Here is a 1,703-nt window from a genome sequence, read left to right as displayed (position 1 = left end):
TGTAATAGACATGCTGCGGCCAGAGCTGCAGGGCGAAGATGTAGAAGCGCTGGCTGCCCAGATCGAACAGCACAGCCTGATCGGGCAGCCCCGGCCCACGGTCCCAGCGCAACCAGGGCAGAATGGCGAACAGCGCCAGCAGGACCATGCCCAGCACGGTCTTGATGTGCCGGTATCGCCCGCGGACCGCCTTGGGATAAATCTTGCGATGGGGCGCATAAGCCGGTGGGGCGGGCGGCGGATCAGGGTTGGCGGCCCCATGATCGGGGCGGCGGGTGATGATGGGCGCATCGCTGGGCATGGATCACCTGGCACGAAGAAGCCGTCCGGCCGATTGTCCATGCACGACAGGCGTATGGAGCGGCGGCCCTCCGACGATGCAATTTGTATGGATCAATTATGCGGACGCTTCAAGGAGATTGTAGGGGGAATCTTGCAATCATTGGCTTGATGTGGCGGTTTGACGCAGCATTGATGGGATTGTGAGGCTAAGTGGGGCCAGACAATAAGGCTTTGTCCGGTTACTGGGGCCCAGTTGCTTGCATCCCGCCATTGCCGAACGGAGCGGGCGGCTCACATTGTCGTCCAGCGGAGACAAGCGGGCGGCGGGGTTCATGAGCGGAAACTCGAACAAGCACCGGGTGAACAAGCACCGGGCGGACAGGGACACCGGGAATCCGTGCATTGGCCTTTGCCGGTTCGGCGGGAACGGTGCCTGTCTGGGCTGTCACCGCACCAAGGCGGAGGTGAAGGGGTGGAAGCGGCTGAGCGACTCGGCGAAGGCGGCGATCAATGCCAGATTGCGCCAGGGCATCGACGCCGCACCGACCGAAGGGAAGTCACCGCTCAAGCGGTTGCGCAAGCTGGACCGGAAGATCGGCAAGCTTGAAGCGAAGCTGGAAAGCCTGCGGGCCGAGCGCCAGCGCGTGGCGGGGTGACGGCCCGGCCGGGTGAACCGGGCCATGGCGGTTGGCGGGAGCGGTGGCGTCAGGGGGCGGACAGGAAGGCCCGGATCGCCTCCACCACCTCGGTCTCGCGCTCGCGGTGGGGGACATGGCCGGTGTCGGGCAGGAGGCGGACGGTTCCGCGTCCGGCGGCGATGCGGGCGGGGTGCATGGCCGACCCGTATTCGTCGCGGTCGCCGTGCAGGGCGAGTACCGGGCAGCGGACTCGCGCGAGAGCGGCATCCAGGGTCCAGCCGGCAAAGGCGGGAGACAGCCAGTTTTCGGTCCAGGCATCGACCGCCCAGCGCGCCTTGTCCCCGTGGTATCTCGCCAGACGGGCGAACTGGGCCGGCTCCTGGAAGCCCTGCTTGGCCTCGCGGATGCCGGCGAGCGTGCGGTCTTCGACGAAGGTCTGGGCGGCGATGGTCACCAGCGCCCGGCAGCGGGCGGGGAAGCGTGCCGCCGTCTCCACCGCCATGCCGCCGCCGACGCTGTGGCCGCAGGCGACGAACGCGCCGATGCCGAGACGGTCGAGCAGGAGGGGCACGATGTCCCGCGCCTCCGCCGCGACGAAATCGAGGGGGAGGACGCCGGGATGGGCATCGGAGCGGCCGAATCCCAGCCGGTCATAGGCGACGACCCGCCGCGCCGTCGCCCTGGCAGGCGGGCCGGGAAGCTGCCCACAGGTCGACGCAGCCGAGCGAATCGTGGAACAGCAGGATCGGCGGCAGCCCGGCGGTGCCGTCGGGCGTCCCATCC

The 1,703-nt window shown here is 68.2% G+C and carries 2 protein-coding genes and 1 pseudogene; 1 reads left to right on the top strand and 2 read right to left on the bottom strand.

From position 1 onward, the window contains the following. Window positions 1-301: pseudogene (locus I71_RS11615) on the bottom strand (cytochrome c oxidase accessory protein CcoG); the annotation flags it as partial. Between the two features lie 313 nt (window positions 302-614). Between I71_RS11615 and I71_RS11610 the strand changes: the two are divergent. Beyond that, window positions 615-938, top strand: a complete 324-nt coding sequence (locus I71_RS11610; protein ID WP_042695017.1) for a DUF1289 domain-containing protein — start codon at window positions 615-617, stop codon at window positions 936-938. Window positions 939-987: 49 nt separating this feature from the next. Here I71_RS11610 and I71_RS11605 read toward each other — a convergent pair. Continuing rightward, the coding region (locus I71_RS11605; protein WP_049976054.1) for an alpha/beta fold hydrolase at window positions 988-1,703 on the bottom strand (716 nt) is incomplete at its 5' end.

The organism is Azospirillum sp. B506, from assembly GCF_000333595.1.
In the GTDB taxonomy this organism is placed as follows: domain Bacteria; phylum Pseudomonadota; class Alphaproteobacteria; order Azospirillales; family Azospirillaceae; genus Azospirillum.
The sequence above is the reverse complement of the archived record's forward strand: the minus strand, read 5'-3'. Positions and strand labels throughout refer to the sequence as shown.